Below are 14,481 nucleotides of genomic sequence, written 5' to 3' on the forward strand. Positions count from 1 at the left end.
GGGAACTCCAGAGTGTGAGGGTGTGCGAGTCGCACAAGAGATGCCCGGTTACCCGGACAACTTGGATAGTCTTTCACAAATGTCACGACCGATCAAACTTCGCCGCGCCCCGCAGTTCACCGTCGACATCGTCGACGACGCCCGCGCGAGCCTTGTCGAGCTCCTCCGCGATCTCGAGGCGATCACCCGCGACAACGCCGACGACATCGAGGTGTGGGCGTCGGCGGTGACGACGGCGGGATGGGAGATCGCTCGCCTCGGCCAGTGGCTCGGGCTCGAGGGCGAGGCCGCGCTCCTGCTGGGCGGAGCCTCGTACCCCGAGATCGCCGAGCACCAGGGCACGAGCGCGTCCAACGTCTACAACCGGGTCGGGCGGTCGCTGACGCTCGCGCCCTACGCGAGGGCGGCCGGATCCGTCGCCCACGTGAGCGCGGAGGCGCTGGAGGAGGCGCGGCGTGACTACGCCGCCGAGACCGTGATCGAGGGCGATGCGGCGGCCCCGGGCGGCGTCGGCGAGGCGGGGGAGACCCTGGTCGAGAAAGTGCTCGCGATCCTGCGCCCCGGGCCTTCGACCACCGCCGAGATCGTCGCGGCTCTGCCCGAGTACCGCCGGTCGAGCGTGCTGTCAACTCTCTCCGTGCTGGCGCGCAGAGACGCCGTGACCCGCGTGGGTCACGGCGTCTACGCCCTCCCGGACCACTGACGGCGCCCCTGTCGCCGTCAGAGCCCTACGTCGCGGGAGGGGCGGGGAGCGCCTCGGACAACCCGAATGCCGAGAGCTCCTCGTCGTTCAGCATGCGAGAACGGATGAGGAACCTCTTGCCCTCGGGGCTCTCGATGCTGAAACCGGCACCTCGCCCGTCGACGACGTCGATGGTGAGGTGCGTGTACTTCCAGTACTCGAACTGGCTGCGCGACATGTAGACCTCGATGGGGTCGTCGAGTCCGTCGACGTGGAGGTCGCCGAGGTGGACGTCGACGGCGCCCACCCGGAAGAATCCGACGGGGTAGCACATCGGGCTCGAGCCGTCGCAGCAGCCGCCGGACTGGTGGAACATCAGCGGTCCGTGCTGGGCCGTGAGGTCGCGCAGGAGCGACGCTGCCGCGGGTGTGAGGTCAACCCGCGACAGCGCCTCATGCCTCGGAGAGGCATGTCCGACGACCTGATCCGGCGTCGGCATCAGAAGAATCCCATCGGCCCGTCGGCGTACGAGACGAGGAGGTTCTTGGTCTGCTGGTAGTGGTCGAGCATCATCTTGTGGTTCTCACGTCCGATGCCCGACTGCTTGTAGCCACCGAACGCGGCTCCCGCCGGGTACTGGTGGTAGGTGTTCGACCAGACCCGACCGGCCTGGATGTCGCGGCCGGCCCGGTAGAGCTGCTGGCCGTTGCGGCTCCAGACGCCGGCACCGAGGCCGTAGAGCGTGTCGTTGGCGATCTTGATGGCGTCGTCGTAGTCGGTGAAGCTCGTGAGCGAGAGCACCGGCCCGAAGATCTCCTCCTGGAAGATGCGCATCGAGTTGCGGCCCTCGAAGACGGTGGGCTGGATGTAGTAGCCCTCCGCGAGCTCGCCCTCCATGACGTTCCGCTCGCCGCCGATCAGCAGCTTCGCGCCCTCCTGCTTGCCGATGTCCATGTAGCTGAGGATCTTCTCCAGCTGGTCGTTCGACGCCTGCGCGCCGATCATGGTGTCCATCGACAGCGGGTGGCCCTGCTTGACCTTCTTGACGCGCTCGAGGCCGTCGGCGACGAAGCCGTCGTAGATCGACTGCTGCACGAGAGCCCGAGACGGGCAGGTGCAGACCTCGCCCTGGTTCAGGTTGAAGAACGTGAAGCCCTCGAGGGCCTTGTCGTAGAAGTCGTCCTTCTGGTCGGCGACGTCGGCGAAGAAGAGGTTCGGGCTCTTGCCTCCGAGCTCCAGCGTCACGGGGATCAGGTTCTCGGACGCCATCTGCATGATGAGGCGGCCCGTCGTCGTCTCGCCCGTGAACGCGATCTTGCGGATGTTCGGGTGCGACGCGAGCGGTGCGCCCGCCTCGACGCCGAAGCCGTTGACGATGTTCAGGACTCCGGCGGGGATCAGATCCTGGATCAGCTCAATCAGCACGTGGATCGACGCGGGCGTCTGCTCGGCCGGCTTCAGCACGACGCAGTTGCCGGCCGCGAGGGCGGGCGCCAGCTTCCACACGGCCATCAGGATCGGGAAGTTCCACGGGATGATCTGACCCACCACGCCCAGCGGCTCGTGGAAGTGATACGCCACCGTCTCGCCGTCGATCTCACCCGTCGACCCCTCCTGGGCGCGGATCGCGCCGGCGAAGTAGCGGAAGTGGTCGATGGCGAGCGGGATGTCCGCCGCGAGCGACTCGCGGATCGGCTTGCCGTTGTCCCAGGTCTCGGCGACGGCGAGCGTCTCGAGGTTCTCCTCCATGCGATCCGCGATCCGGTTGAGCATGAGGGCGCGCTCGGTGACGGTCGTCTTCTTCCAGGTGTCGAAGGCGCGCCAGGCGGCCTCGACGGCCTTGTCGATGTCGGCGGCGTTGCCGCGAGCGACCTCGGTGAAGGCCTTGCCGGTCACGGGCGACGGGTTCTCGAAGTACTGGCCGGACGACGGGGCGACGTACTCGCCGCCGATGAAGTGGTCGTAGCGGGGCTTGAACTGCACCTTGGCATCGGGTGATCCCGGGCTCGCGTAGGTGTTCGGAGGGGTGGTGACGGTCATGGTTCGCTCCCTTGCGACGACTCTGTCTGGGGTTGCCCGAGGGTCGCTCGGGCGCACTCTGAAGATAGGTCGGGGGAGGTTGCAGGAGGTTGCAGGCCGACCGTGCCGCCTGCACCGGATGACGAGGCTGGTACGAAGTCCGGGGCGCGGGCGACCGCGGATAATTACAGCCGGTCGAGGAGCTCGAGCCGGGCGACGACGCCGGCTCGGCGCGGGGACCGCGGAGGCAGCATCTGAAGAGCCGCCATCAGCACGTCGCGATCGGTGTCGCCCGAGGTGGTGCTCGCGTAGTCGAGCAGGACCTCGACGGAGGCGTCGGCCAGGAGGGACTCTCGGATCCTGGTGCCGAGGCTCTCGCGGATCTCCTCGATGCCGGGGGCCGTCGAGTTGGGCAGCACCGGACCCGTGTAGGCCTCGATCGCGCGGCGGTGCGCACCGCGGTCGAGGAGCGCGATGACGCGTGACACATCGGACTGGAGCGGGCTCAGGAGCCGGTACGGCCGGCTCAACGGCGCCAGTCGCGGGTCGAGCGCCTCCAGTGCGTGACGCAGGCGCACCATTTCGGCCCGGAGGGTCAGCACGGCCCCCGCATCGCCGTAGGTGAGCTGCGCGAGCTCTTCGGCGGACAGCCCGCGGCGATGCCAGCTGAGCAGCGTCATGAGCTCGGAGTGGCGGGCGCTCAGCGAGATCGTGCGGCGACCGTCGGAGAGCTGGGCGACGTCGCGGCCGAGCGTGGTCAGGGTCGCGGTTCCCGCTGCTCCTGCCGCCGCTTCCGCTGCCGCCCCGCCCGTGAGGCGGGTCCGGGCGCCGGTCGACCGCGTGCGCGTCCGCAGCCTCGTCACCATCAGCTCGGACTCCATCGCGCGAGCCGTCGCCTCGAGAAGCGGAAGGGTGTGCGGGCCGACGGCGCGTTCGTCGCCCGTGATGTCGAGGAAGCCCAGGATCCTGCGGCTGACTGGATCGTGGATCGGCACGGCGGTGCAGCTCCACTGCTTCACGAGCGTGTTGAAGTGCTCCTCGCCCTGGATCTGGATTCCGTGGTCGAGCACCAGAGCCGTGCCGGGAGCCGAGGTTCCCACTCGGCTCTCGGCCCAGCCGGCCCCCTCGACGAAGCGCATGTCCTCCGCCTGGCGCTTCGCCGAGCTGTCGCCCTCCACCCAGAGCAGGCGCCCGTGCTCGTCGCCCATCGCGACGATCAGCCCGGACCCCTCGATGTCGTTCAGCAGCAGCGACCGGGCCACCGGCAGGAGCAGCGAGAGAGGGTGCTCGCGGCGGTAGTCGTCGACGCCGTCCTCGGGCAGCTCGAGCTGCGGCAGGAGACGCTCGGGGTCGAGGCGGTGGCGCTGTGCGCGCTCCCACGACTCGGCGACGACGCGGCGCGCCAGAGGATCCACCGGGCGGCTCGGGGTGGCCAGCCAGGGGTTTCCGGTGCCGGTCGGTGCCGTCATGCCTCACCCATCGTCTACGTCGTCGTTTCGCGATGCTGCGGACACTCTACGACCGCTCGCTGTGGTGCGGTAGGACTCCCCGCGACAAAACGCGACACCTGCGACGTGCCGCCGTGTCGCAGGTGTCGCGTTTTGTCGCCGAGTGCTGGGGGACCGCCTCAGCGGAGGGCGTCAGGAGGCGCAGTCGAGGCACAGCGCGGCCATCGGGCGCGGCTCGAGCCGGGCCTTCGCGATGGGGCGGCCGCAGGATCGGCACACGCCGTACGTGCCCGCGCCCAGGCGCTCGAGGGCCCCCTGCGCTTCCGCCTCCCGCGCGAGTGCCGACCGGCGGATCGCCTCGAGCTGGCTCCGCTCGAACGCGATCGTCGCGCCCTCCGGGTCGTGCTCGTCGTCGACGTTCGACGCGTCGCGGGCGTCGCTGACCGCCTGCATGTCGACGAGGAGGCGGGCGGCGAGGGCGCGGGCGTCGTCGCGGACGGCCTCCAGGCGTGCGCGTGTCGCGTGCTCCTGCGCCCCGCTGTCGTCGAACGGCATGCGAGGAGCCTACGGGCGGCGGCACGGGTCACGCATCGGCGAGAGCATCGGTCGAGAGGCGGCCGGCCTGCCAGTCGCGCCAGAGCGACTTGAGATCCCACGCGTTCTCGGCCTCGAGCGAGATGCCCTTCTCGCCGGTGCGTCGGGTGCGCCCCTGGATCAGCATCAGCTTCGTGCCGAACAGCAGCGACCCGGCCCGCGACTGCGCCTCTTCGAAGAAGGTCGAGTCGGAGCACCCCGAGCCGTCGTCGAGGCTGATGAACACGACCCGCTTGCCACTGCGCATCGGCGGGGTCTGCGTGGCGATGCGGATGCCGGCGACGAGCACGCGCGTGCCGTTCCAGTTGTCGAGGAGATCGGCCGCCGGGGTCACGCCGAGAGCATCGAGCATCGGCCGATAGCTCTCGATGACGTGCTCGGTGATCTCCATCGAGAGGATGTCGAGCTCGTCGCTGACACGCTCTCTCGTCGAGAGGTCGGGAGTGCCGACGGGCACCGACGCCGACTCGTCGACGTCGAAGTCGAGCTGGTTGTCGGTATCGGCAGGAGCCGGGCGACTCGCCCTCGCGATGAGCTGCCTCACCCTCGCCACCGCGTCGCCGCGACTGCGCCCCTCGCCCGCGACCGAGTCGAGCGCGCCCACCTGCGCCAGCCGCAGCAGCAGCCGCCGCGACGGGGCGGCGCGCTGGTAGAAGTCGGCGATCGACGCGTAGGGGCGGTTCTCGACGATGCGGGTGAGCTCGTGCTCGGTGATGCCCTGCACGTCGACGAGAGACAGCCGGATGCCGAGGTCGCCCGGATAGGTGCGGGCCACGGCCGTGCGCGGCGGCCGCACCCGCTCGACGTGGAACACCTCGTCGGAGGCGTTCACGTCGAGCGGCAGCACCGGCACCCCCATGCGCCTCGCCTCGGTGAGCAGCAGCCGCTTCGGGTACATGCCGGGGTCGTGCGTGAGGATCCCCGCCAGGAACTCGGCCGGGTAGTGCGTCTTGAGCCACGCCGTCTGATAGGTCGGCAGGGCGAACGCCGCCCCGTGGGCCTTGCAGAAGCCGAACGAGCCGAAGCCCTTGAGCACGCCCCAGATGCGGTCGATCTCCTTCTCGGTGAAGCGCGGCCAGCCCTTCTCGTCGAGGTTCGCCCGGGTCTTCTGCCGGAACTCGTCCTCGAGGTCGTCGCGTTTCTCCATCTGCCGACGCATCTCGTCGGCCTCGGCGAGCGAGATGCCCATGGTGGCGTGCAGGATGCGGAGGACGTGCTCGTGGTAGATGACCACCCCGTAGCTGTCCTGCAGGAAAGGCGCGAACGTCGGGTGCACGTAGTCGGGCTGCTGGAACCCGTGCTTCGTGTCGAGGTAGGGCGCGATCATGTTGCCCTTCATCGGGCCGGGGCGGAACAGCGAGATGTCGGCGATGAGGTCCTCGTACTGGTCGGGCTGCATCTTGCCGATCAGCTCGCGCTGGCCCGGGCTCTCGATCTGGAACATGCCGAGCGTGTGCGTGGTGCGGATCGCCTCGAACGTGGGCTCGTCGTTGTGGGGGATCGCGTCGAGCTCGATGCGGCCCGACCGCGCGATGTAGGGCGCGTCGATCGGCAGGGCCCCGGCGACGGCGGTGCGCGACCCGTTGACCCGCTCGATCTCGTCGAGCGCGAACGCCATCGACGACTGCATGCGCACCCCGAGCACGTCGAGCTTCAGCAGACCTGCGTCGTTCATGTCGTGCTTGTCGAACTGGCTCATCGGCAGGCCCATGCCGCTCGGCTGCACCGGGGTCATGCTGAGCAGGTCGGAGTCGCCCAGGATCACGCCGCACGGGTGCATCGAGATGTGGCGGGGCAGGCGATCCAGTCGCTCGGTGAGGTCGACGAGGAGGTCGAGCTGCTCGTTGGTCTTCACCAGCTCGGCGATCTCGCGCAGCTCGGGCTTCTCGGCCAGCGCGCCGCGGAAGTCGCGGGCGTTGAACCGCCACACGTTGTTCGCGACGAGGTCGATCTGCTCGTCGTCGAGCCCGAGCGCGAGACCGGCGTCGCGGACGGCGCCGCGCGCCCGGTACGTCGACTGCATCGACATGAGCGTGACCCGGTTGCTGCCGTAGCGGTCGAAGATCGCCCGGTACACCTCGTGGCGCCGGGCCGACTCGACGTCGATGTCGATGTCGGGCAGCGTCTCGCGCTTGTTGCCGAGGAAGCGCTCGAACAGGAGGTCGTGTTCGAGCGGGTCGACGTTGGAGATGCGCAGCAGGTAGGTGACGAGGCTGCCCGCGCCCGAGCCGCGCGCGGCGTTCCGCACCCGCATCTCGCGCATCATCGTCGACACGTCGGCCACGGTGAGGAAGTACCCGGCGAACCCGAAGCCGGTGATCGTCTTCAGCTCGTCGCGAAGCCTCGTCTCGATCGACTGCCGCTTCGCCATCGACGCGTCGCCGAAGCGCTCGGTGATGCCCGCCTCGCACCGGCGCAGCAGCACCTGGTTCGGGTCGCCCTCGACGCCGATCGCCGAGAGCTCGGGCACCTTCGCCTTCCGCCAGCCGAGGTCGGTGTCGGGGTCGAGGCGGCAGCGGTCGGCGAGCTCTTCGGTCGCGCGGAGCATCGCCTCGGCGGCGCCTCGGTCGAGCGACGAATGCGAGGCGATCAGGTGGGCGAGTTCGCGCATGCCGTGCTCGCCGGTGGGGGGCTTCAGCCACGCCTGCGCGTTCGGCTGGGGCTCGAACGTGCCGAGGGCGGCGAGGTGGCCCGCGGCGTCGAGCACGTCGGCCGTGACCGCGCCGTCGGTGTCGCGATAGCGCACGGCGTTCGTGAGGATCGCCGGGAGGCCGGTCGCGTCGGCCAGCTCGAGCATGCGGGAGGCGTGCCGCAGGCTCCTGCGCTCGCCCGGCTCGGTGAGATGGCAGACGACCTCGATGACGACGCCGCCGGGCAGCATTCGGCGCCACGAGTCGACGAGGGCCACGGCCCGGGAGTGCTCGCCCGCCGCCACGGCCCGCCCCACGTCGGAGTCGGGGCCGAGCAGCACCGTGCCCGTGCAGCCGTCGTCGCCCACGAGGAAGGCGCGGATGCGCGATCGGCCGATGGTCGCGACGCTGTTCGCTGATCCGGCGACCCGCCTGGTGGCCCGCCCGTGGGCCGCGCTGATCAGCCGGCACAGCGACGCCCACCCGGCGCCCGCGACCCCGCCGTGCGCGAGCACCACCACGCGGTCGGTGTCGGCCGCGCTGACCGCCCCCGCGGTGCCGCCGGACGAGGGCGCAGGATCAGGGGAGACCCCCAGTTCGACCCCGACGATCGGGTCGATGCCGAGAGTGCGGCACGCCCCCACGTGCCGGATCGCCCCGTAGAGCCCGTCGCGGTCGGTGATCGCCGCGGCGTCGGCGCCGTTCGCCGCCGTCTGCCCGGCGAGCTCGAGCGGGGAGGCGGTGCCGAAGTGGGCGCTGAACGAGGAGGCGACGTGCAGATGCGTGAAGCCCATGACACCTCCGTTCGAACGTGTGTTCGAACAGTGTAAGGCACGCGACGGGAGTACGCTCGACGAGGCACCGTGGCCCTCTCGCGCCCGTGCCGCGCCCGTTCCCCTCGGGAATGCCGTCTCCGCCGTCGCGTTGGATCCCGTGCCCCATCCTCCGGAAAGGACCCCCGTGAACACCCCTGCCCCGACACGTCTCGAGCTCGCCCGCCGATGACCGAGACCACCACCCTGATCATCCTGGGCGCCTCCGGCGACCTCACCGAACGACTCCTCCTGCCCGGTCTCGCCAGCCTCCTCAAGAGCGACCGCGGCGTCGACGTCAAGCTGATCGGCACCGGCCGCAGCGCGCGCAGCCCCAAGGAATGGGACGACGTCGTCAAGACCGCCTTCAACGGCGATGCCGGCAGCGACCTCGCCAAGCGCACCCTCGCCTCCAGCGAGTACATCCAGGGCGACCCCACCGACCCGGCGCACCTCGAGAAGCTCTTCGAGGCCTCCGTCGGCGAGCCCGTCATGTACTTCGCGCTCCCGCCGGCCATCTCGACGCGCGTCATCAAGGCGCTCGAGAAGGTGAAGCTGCCCGAGGGCCTCCGCCTGGCCCTCGAGAAGCCCTTCGGCAGCGACGAGGCCGAGGCCAAGCAGCTCAACCAGGAGCTGCTGAAGGTCGTCCCCGAAGAGCGCATCCACCGCACCGACCACTTCCTCGGCCGCTCCACGGTGCTCGACATCATCGGCCTGCGCTTCGCCAACCGCCTCTTCGAGCCGGTGTGGAACAGCGACAACATCGAGAAGGTCGAGATCTTCTACGACGAGGTCCTCGGCCTCGAGGGTCGCGCGCAGTACTACGACAAGGCCGGCGCGCTGGTCGACATGATCCAGAGCCACCTTCTGCAGATCCTGGCCATCATCGCCATGGAGGCGCCGGCGTCGATCGACGCGGTCGAGCTCCGCAGCGAGATCGCGCGCGTGCTCCGCGCCACCTGGGTCAAGGACGGCGACCCCGTCACCTCGAGCCGTCGCGGCCAGTACACGGCCGGCACGATCTCGGGCAAGGACGTCCCGTCGTACTCCGACGAGGAGGGCGTCGACAACGAGCGCCAGACCGAGACGCTGGCCGAGGTCGAGTTCGAGGTCAAGACGCGTCGCTGGGCCGGGGTCCCCTTCATCCTGCGCTCCGGCAAGGGCATGACCAAGATCCGCAAGGAGGTGCTGATCACCTTCAAGCCGGTGCCGGTGCTCCCCGCGGGCCTCACGGGCGCCACGAGCCCCGACACGCTGCGCATCGAGATCAGCCCCGAGACCCTCGAGCTCGGCGTCACGACGAACGGCAAGGGCAACCCGCTCTCGCTCGAGAAGTCGGTGCTGAAGACCGACCTCGGCAAGCCCGAGCTCACGCCCTACGGCGAGGTGCTCTCGGGCATCTTCCACGACGACCCGACGCTCTCGATCCGCGGCGACGTGGCCGAGCGCTGCTGGGCGATCGTCGCGCCGGTTATCGCCGCGTGGGAGGCCGACATGGTTCCCCTCGAGAAGTACCCGGCGGGCTCCTCGGGCCCGGCCGAGTGGAAGACGTCGCAGGAGGCGTAGCCTCCCGGCGCCGCACGGCGCCCCGCCTGAAGATGGCACGCCCGGGCACCCACCGTCGCGGTGGACCCGGGCGGGCCATCTCGTCGTTCGGCCCTGCGAGCCGGGCGGCGCTACGAGCTCTTGGTCCGGTCGGCGCCGAGATCGTTCGGCCAGCGGTCGCTCGTCTCGCCGTTCGCGTTGACGGTGTTTGGGTCGAGCCCAGCCGGATCGAGGGCAGCAGGGTCGAACGACGGGTCGTCCATCCGCGGATCGTGCTCGCTCGCCGGCCGGGAGTCGTCGTGCGGGTGCGTCTGACTGGCGAGGCGGCGGCCACGGGTACCGCGCGAGTGCTCGAGGGCGGCCTCGATGGCGTCGGCCGCCCGCACGAGTGCGAGGTGCGACAGGGCCTGCGGCGTGTTGCCCACGTGGTGGCCTGTGGCGACCTCGATCTCCTCCGACAGCATGCCGACGTCGTTGCGATAGCCGACGAGGCGGTCCATGAGAGCGATCGCGTCGTCGAGTCGCCCTGACCGCGCGTACTGCTCGGCGAGCCAGAACGAGCAGGTGAGGAACGGGTTCTCGGTGCCCGACAGGCCGTCGATGCCCGACTCGGTGCGGTAGCGGGTGAGCAGGCCGCCCTTCAGGAGGTCCTTTTCGATGGCTGCCACCGTGCCGAGCATGCGCGGGTCGTGCGCGTCGACGTAGCCGACCTGCGAGAGCTGCAGCAGCGACGCGTCGACCTCGTGTGATCCGTACGTCTGCGTGTACGTGTTGCGCTCGGCGTCGAAGCCGTTCGTCTCGATCTCGTTGCGGACCTTCTCGCGCAGCTCGATCCAGCGCTCGACGGGGCCGTCGAGGTGGAACTGCTGGACGCCGCGCACCGCGCGGTCGAGGGCCGCCCAGATCATCACCCGCGAGTGCGTGAAGTGCTGCTCGGGCCCGCGGATCTCCCAGATGCCGTTGTCGGGGCGGTCCCAGTTGTCCTCGACGTGCTGCATGAGGGCCCGCTGGAGGGCCCAGGAGTCGGCGTTCTCTTCCACCCCGAGCTCGCGGGCGTCGTGGAGGGCGACCATGACCTCGCCGAACACGTCGCCCTGGTACTGCGTGAACGCGCCGTTGCCGGTGCGCACCGGCTTCGACCCTCGATAGCCGGGCAGCTCGTCGATGGTGTTCTCGAGCAGGTAGCGCTCGCCCGACAGGCCGTACATGATCTGCACGTCGGCGGGGTCGCCGGCGATGGCGCGCAGGAGCCAGCCGCGCCAGCCGGCGGCCTCTTCGGCGAAGCCGTGCAGGATCAGCGCCTGCAGGGTCATCGACGCGTCGCGCAGCCAGACGTAGCGGTAGTCCCAGTTGCGGGAGCCCCCGAACTGCTCGGGCAGGCTCGTCGTCGCCGCGGCGACGATGCCGTTCGTGTCTTCGTGGGTGAGCGCACGCAGCAGGAGCAGAGACCGGTGCACCTCGGACCCGTACGCCGCCGGCGCATCGGAGTGCGACGCCCACTCCTGCCACCAGGTGACGGTCTCGTCGATCCGCGTGCCGGCGTCGATCGGCGCCGGCGGCTCGCGATGCGACGGGTACCAGGTGAGCGACATGTCGACCGTCTCGCCGGCGGAGACGTCGAACGTCGCGCCGTGCGTGTGGTCGTGCGCGGTGAGCCGCGGGCCTCGGACGATGACGGCGTCGGGGCCGGCCACGGCCACGAGAGCGCCGTAGGCGACCTCGCCGGCCTTGTGCGTCTTGGGCCTGACGGACTTGGAGTCCCAGCCGTCGCTGCCGTCGTCGTCGACCTGTCGGATCCACGGGATCGCGGTCGTGTAGCCGAAGCGGATGCGGAGGTCGGCGGTCATCCGCACGGTGCCCTTGAGTCCGCGCACGCGACGCACGACGTCGGCGCGGCGGTCGCCGTAGGGCATGGTGTCGACGACCTCGACCTCGCCGGTCGGCGTGGTCCAGTGCGTGACGAGCACGAAGGTGTCGGCGATGTAGCTGCGCGTGGCCGTGGCGGCGGAATCCTCGGGGGCGACCAGCCAGCGACCGGAGTCCTTGTCGCCGAGGATCGCCGCGAACATCGACGCGGAGTCGAAGCGGGGCAGGCACAGCCAGTCGATGCTGCCGTTGATGCCGACGAGCGCCGCCGTGTGGCAGTCGCCGATGAGGGCGTAGGCCTCGATCGGCAGCACGCCCTCGGGCAGGTCGTCGGCGGGCGGCGCCGTCGTGCCGGACGTGTATGCCTCGTGCTTCGCGGTGTCGGTTGCCTCGTCGGGTGCGGGCGCAGCGGTGCTCATGCGCGCCATCCAATCAGATGATGCGGGTGGTTCGGACGGCGAACCATCAGTCGGCTCACGGCTGCGTGCAAGGTCACGCGAACAGCTGCTGCTCGACCTCGTCGTCGAAGACGCCGAGGAGCAGCCAGTCGCCGGTCGCCCGGTCGAGCGCGAGGTCGAACGTGCCGTCGACCCGGTGCGCGCCGTCGGTGAGCGGCAGGGCGTCGACCCGCCACACGGGCAGCTCGAGCAGCGTCGTGCCCTCACCCCGTGGAGCCCTCGTCGCCGAACGCCACCACTCGCGCCGTGTCACCCACACCTCGGGCGGAGAGACGACGCCGTACACCACTCGCCGCCAGGTGAACCGCAGCGGCGACCCCGCCTCGGTCGTCTCGACCGGCACCCTCTCGTCGATCCTCATCAGTGCTCCCGCCTCGTGTGTCAAGCATATTCGAACGTGTGTTCGAATGCTACGGGCGGCCACCGACATCGCGCGGGGGTGGGGCGACGCGGCGCCGGCACGTGCGCGAGATCCTGCGGGGGACTCTCGCTCCCTGCCTGAGCGCTCCCTTCCTCGGCTCCTGCGCCCTCGGCACCATGGAGGACATGAAGACGACAGAGCACACCATCCTCATCACCGGCGGAACCTCGGGCCTCGGGCTCGGCCTGGCCCAGCGGCTGCAGGCCGAGGGCAACAGCGTCATCGTCGCGGGTCGCCGCCGCGAGCTGCTCGCGCAGATCGAGCGCGACAATCCGGGCATCACGGGCGTCGAGCTCGACGTGTCCGACCCCGAGTCGATCGAGCGGGTCTCGCGCGAGCTGATCGCCACGCGCCCCGAGCTCGACGTCGTGATCACGATGGCCGGGATCATGGAGCCGGAAGACCTCCACACGCCGGCCTTCCTCGAGACCGCCGAGCGCATCGTGACGACGAACCTGCTGGGCACGATCCGCACGGTGGCGGCGTTCACCGAGCACCTGCAGTCGAAGCCCGACGCGGCCGTCATGACCGTGTCGTCGGGCCTCGCGTTCGTGCCGCTCGCGCAGACGCCGACCTACAGCGCCACCAAGGCCGCCGTGCACTCGTTCACCGAGATCCTGCGCGTGCAGCTGGCCGACACCTCGGTCGAGGTGCTCGAGCTGGTGCCGCCGGCGGTCGCCACGACGCTGATGGGCCAGGACGAGGACACGACCGGCCGCGCCATGCCGGTCGACGAGTACCTCGACGAGGTCATGCAGCTCCTGCGAGACGGTGCAGCCCGGGGCGAGCGCGGGGGAGAGGTGCTCGTCGAGCGCGTCAAGTTCCTGCGCAACGCCGCCGTCGAGGGCCGCTACGACCAGGTGCTCGGCATGCTCGCCGCGTCGCACTGACGCTTCCTCCACAGCACCTGACGGCTCCTCCACAGGCGCCCGGGGCCGCCGACCTCTCCACGGTCGGCGGCCCTTCGCCATGTGGGTCGGCTCGGGTCTGCCAGGGTCGCAGGATGTGTGAGCCCGCCCTCGAACCGCACCCGTCCCTCCTCGTCCGCGCGTCCCTCGACGACACGGCCGTGCGACGAGCGTGCCTTCGCGGCGACCTGGTCCGTCTGACCGCCGGGCGGTACGTTCGCCGCGAGCACTGGGACCCGCTCGACGAACCCGCCCGCCACGTCATGCAGTGCCTCGCCGCGGTCTCGCGCCTCGACAAGAGGGTCGTCGTCTCTCATGCGTCCGCGGCGGCATTCTGGGGGCTGCCGCGGCTCGGGCCGTGGCCTGGGCGCGCGCACGTCATCGATCCGACCTCCTCCCGTGCGACGACCCGCGCCTGCGCGACGATCCACGCCGCACCTCTCGACGACACCGAGATCGTCGAACGCCACGGCTCGCTCGTGACCTCCGCCGCCCGGACCGCCGTCGACATCGCCGTGACCGCGCCGTTCCGACAGGCCGTCACGTGTCTCGACGACGGGCTCCGTACCGGACTCTTCACGGACGACGATCTGCGGACCTCGCTCGATCGCCGACCCACAGGCCACGGTCGTCGGCGCGCTGCCGCGGCGATCCTGTTCGCCGACCGTCGCGCCAACCGCTCGGGCGAGTCACTGAGCCGCGTCGTCATGCACGAGTCGGGCATCGCCACACCGGAACTGCAGCACCACTTCGACGGCCCGGACGGGCTCACCGCCGACGTCGACTTCTTCTGGCCCGAGCAGGGCATCGTGGGGGAGTTCGATGGCGAGACGAAGTACCGCGACAGCGAACGCTGGTCGGGCCTGTCGCCGGAGGAGGTCGTGATCCGCGAGAAGTACCGCGAGGACTGGATCCGCGCGCTGCCCCAGGTCCAGGGCTTCGTCCGCTGGACGTGGCGCGACGCGTATGCGCGAGGCAGCCTCGCGCGGCTGCTGGCCGACTCCGGCGTGCCGATCGACCTCCGTGGGGGCGGCAGGCGGCGGGTCTGACGTTGGGCGTGATGCGGCGCGTTCGATGTGCAGCGGCGCGTTTCGTGCC

Annotated in this window: 11 protein-coding genes; 4 read left to right on the forward strand and 7 right to left on the reverse strand. The window is 70.3% G+C overall.

Going from position 1 to position 14,481, the window contains the following annotated elements:
* The first annotated feature begins 79 nt into the window (after positions 1-79).
* Complete coding sequence (locus C8E83_RS04750) at positions 80-703, forward strand: hypothetical protein (RefSeq protein WP_121368672.1); 624 nt, start codon at positions 80-82, stop codon at positions 701-703.
* Positions 704-728: 25 nt separating this feature from the next.
* Here the strand turns inward: C8E83_RS04750 and C8E83_RS04755 are convergent, their stop codons facing one another.
* The 5 genes from C8E83_RS04755 to C8E83_RS04775 form a co-directional block, all read right to left on the reverse strand.
* Positions 729-1,181, reverse strand: a complete 453-nt coding sequence (locus C8E83_RS04755) for a DUF779 domain-containing protein (RefSeq protein ID WP_121368673.1) — start codon at positions 1,179-1,181, stop codon at positions 729-731.
* Positions 1,181-2,722 (reverse strand): acetaldehyde dehydrogenase ExaC, encoded by a 1,542-nt coding sequence (gene exaC, locus C8E83_RS04760; protein WP_121368674.1) that lies wholly within the window; start codon positions 2,720-2,722, stop codon positions 1,181-1,183. Before exaC ends, C8E83_RS04755 begins: the two co-directional genes overlap by 1 nt.
* Positions 2,723-2,886: 164 nt before the next feature.
* Positions 2,887-4,170 (reverse strand): GAF domain-containing protein, encoded by a 1,284-nt coding sequence (locus tag C8E83_RS04765; protein ID WP_245981418.1) that lies wholly within the window; start codon positions 4,168-4,170, stop codon positions 2,887-2,889.
* Positions 4,171-4,341: 171 nt separating this feature from the next.
* Positions 4,342-4,704 carry a TraR/DksA family transcriptional regulator gene (locus C8E83_RS04770; protein WP_121368675.1) on the reverse strand — a complete coding sequence of 121 codons (363 nt, stop codon included), beginning with the start codon at positions 4,702-4,704 and terminating at the stop codon, positions 4,342-4,344.
* A gap of 28 nt (positions 4,705-4,732) precedes the next feature.
* Positions 4,733-8,167: a DNA polymerase III subunit alpha gene (locus C8E83_RS04775; protein WP_121368676.1), complete on the reverse strand. Its 3,435-nt coding sequence runs from the start codon at positions 8,165-8,167 to the stop codon at positions 4,733-4,735.
* 207 nt (positions 8,168-8,374) lie between these two features.
* Here C8E83_RS04775 and C8E83_RS04780 point away from each other — a divergent pair, with 207 nt between their 5' ends.
* Complete coding sequence (locus C8E83_RS04780) at positions 8,375-9,751, forward strand: glucose-6-phosphate dehydrogenase (protein WP_121368677.1); 1,377 nt, start codon at positions 8,375-8,377, stop codon at positions 9,749-9,751.
* A gap of 110 nt (positions 9,752-9,861) precedes the next feature.
* On the opposite strand, the gene C8E83_RS04785 is transcribed toward C8E83_RS04780, so the two are convergent.
* Both C8E83_RS04785 and C8E83_RS04790 read right to left on the reverse strand, forming a co-directional pair.
* A complete protein-coding gene (locus C8E83_RS04785) occupies positions 9,862-12,015 on the reverse strand; it encodes a glycoside hydrolase family 15 protein (RefSeq protein WP_121368678.1) in 2,154 nt (717 codons plus the stop codon).
* 73 nt (positions 12,016-12,088) lie between these two features.
* Complete coding sequence (locus tag C8E83_RS04790; RefSeq protein ID WP_121368679.1) at positions 12,089-12,415, reverse strand: DUF6504 family protein; 327 nt, start codon at positions 12,413-12,415, stop codon at positions 12,089-12,091.
* 185 nt (positions 12,416-12,600) lie between these two features.
* Between C8E83_RS04790 and C8E83_RS04795 the strand changes: the two genes are divergently transcribed.
* Together C8E83_RS04795 and C8E83_RS04800 are read left to right on the forward strand one after the other, a co-directional pair.
* Positions 12,601-13,365, forward strand: coding sequence for an SDR family oxidoreductase (locus tag C8E83_RS04795; protein ID WP_121371740.1), 765 nt, complete (start codon positions 12,601-12,603; stop codon positions 13,363-13,365).
* Between the two features lie 113 nt (positions 13,366-13,478).
* A complete protein-coding gene (locus C8E83_RS04800) occupies positions 13,479-14,432 on the forward strand; it encodes a hypothetical protein (RefSeq protein ID WP_121368680.1) in 954 nt (317 codons plus the stop codon).
* Positions 14,433-14,481 lie beyond the last annotated feature (49 nt).

It is taken from the genome of Frondihabitans australicus (assembly GCF_003634555.1).
Taxonomy (GTDB): domain Bacteria; phylum Actinomycetota; class Actinomycetes; order Actinomycetales; family Microbacteriaceae; genus Frondihabitans; species Frondihabitans australicus.

Coding starts and splice junctions, on each gene's coding strand:
- C8E83_RS04785 (WP_121368678.1), bottom strand. CDS start 12,015: ATGAGCACCGCTGCGCCCGCACCCGACGAGGCAACCGACACCGCGAAG.
- C8E83_RS04800 (WP_121368680.1), top strand. CDS start 13,479: ATGTGTGAGCCCGCCCTCGAACCGCACCCGTCCCTCCTCGTCCGCGCG.
- C8E83_RS04765 (WP_245981418.1), bottom strand. CDS start 4,170: ATGACGGCACCGACCGGCACCGGAAACCCCTGGCTGGCCACCCCGAGC.
- exaC (WP_121368674.1), bottom strand. CDS start 2,722: ATGACCGTCACCACCCCTCCGAACACCTACGCGAGCCCGGGATCACCC.
- C8E83_RS04750 (WP_121368672.1), top strand. CDS start 80: ATGTCACGACCGATCAAACTTCGCCGCGCCCCGCAGTTCACCGTCGAC.
- C8E83_RS04755 (WP_121368673.1), bottom strand. CDS start 1,181: ATGCCGACGCCGGATCAGGTCGTCGGACATGCCTCTCCGAGGCATGAG.
- C8E83_RS04775 (WP_121368676.1), bottom strand. CDS start 8,167: ATGGGCTTCACGCATCTGCACGTCGCCTCCTCGTTCAGCGCCCACTTC.
- C8E83_RS04790 (WP_121368679.1), bottom strand. CDS start 12,415: ATGAGGATCGACGAGAGGGTGCCGGTCGAGACGACCGAGGCGGGGTCG.
- C8E83_RS04770 (WP_121368675.1), bottom strand. CDS start 4,704: ATGCCGTTCGACGACAGCGGGGCGCAGGAGCACGCGACACGCGCACGC.
- C8E83_RS04795 (WP_121371740.1), top strand. CDS start 12,601: ATGAAGACGACAGAGCACACCATCCTCATCACCGGCGGAACCTCGGGC.
- C8E83_RS04780 (WP_121368677.1), top strand. CDS start 8,375: ATGACCGAGACCACCACCCTGATCATCCTGGGCGCCTCCGGCGACCTC.